This is a genomic window from Peribacillus sp. NPDC058002 (genome assembly GCF_042886655.1).
GTDB classification, from domain to species: Bacteria; Bacillota; Bacilli; order Bacillales; family DSM-1321; genus Peribacillus; species Peribacillus aracenensis.
This window is the reverse complement of record NZ_JBHVQU010000217.1, coordinates 1-779: the sequence shown is the minus strand read 5'-3', so window position 1 is coordinate 779 and position 779 is coordinate 1. Positions and strand designations below refer to the sequence as shown.

Annotated in this window: 1 protein-coding gene; it reads right to left on the bottom strand. The window is 38.5% G+C overall.

Annotated features, from left to right (window positions below; all coding sequences use genetic code 11):
- A partial coding sequence (locus tag ACFVSH_RS21950) for a GntP family permease (protein WP_387707810.1) occupies window positions 1–779 on the bottom strand: 779 nt, incomplete at both ends.

Sequence of the window (779 nt, the reverse complement as noted above, 5' to 3'; positions counted from 1 at the left end):
GCTTTAGACATATCGACAATACCATAATCTTTTAATCCAATCGTGGCAAAATCGAATCCTTTGGCATACCAAAGAGGAAAAGACTCAGTAAAAAACTTATTCATCACTCCGACTAGCACCAACGGAATAAAAGCAAGCCAGTCTTTTCTACTTAGAGCTTTTTCAGAATCCATTCCGAACTTATTAGTCGTTTCCAATGATATTGCAGAACTGGCTGCCAATTCTGCTTCGGCAGCTTCCTTATCAATAGCTTTATCGCCAATTCCAAAATACCCTTCACCATTTCTAGCTGCCTTATGTCGACAATGATTTAAGTATAATAGGCTTAAGGAAATGATAAATATTGCCCCAATAATCCCCAATGTCGGTGCAGCATAAATGTCTGTTTTAAAGAAACCAGTTGGAATGACATTCTGAATTTGTGGAGATCCTGGAAGTGAATCCATGGAAAAGGTAAATGCACTAACTGCGATTGTCGCAGGAATTAATCGCTTTGGAATATTAGCCTCGCGAAATAGCTGAGCAGCAAATGGATAGATGGCAAACACTGCAACAAACAAACTAACGCCGCTATATGTCAGGATTGCGCCCATTATCACAATGGCTAGAATGGCTTGTTTAGCCCCGATAAATCGGACAATTATTTTTGCTATGCTCTTTGCTACACCGCTTATTTCTACCAGTTTCCCAAAAATAGCACCTAGCAGAAAAACCGGGAAATATAATTTAACAAATTCAACCAACTTAACCATGAATATATTAGAGAAGAAAGGTAAAAC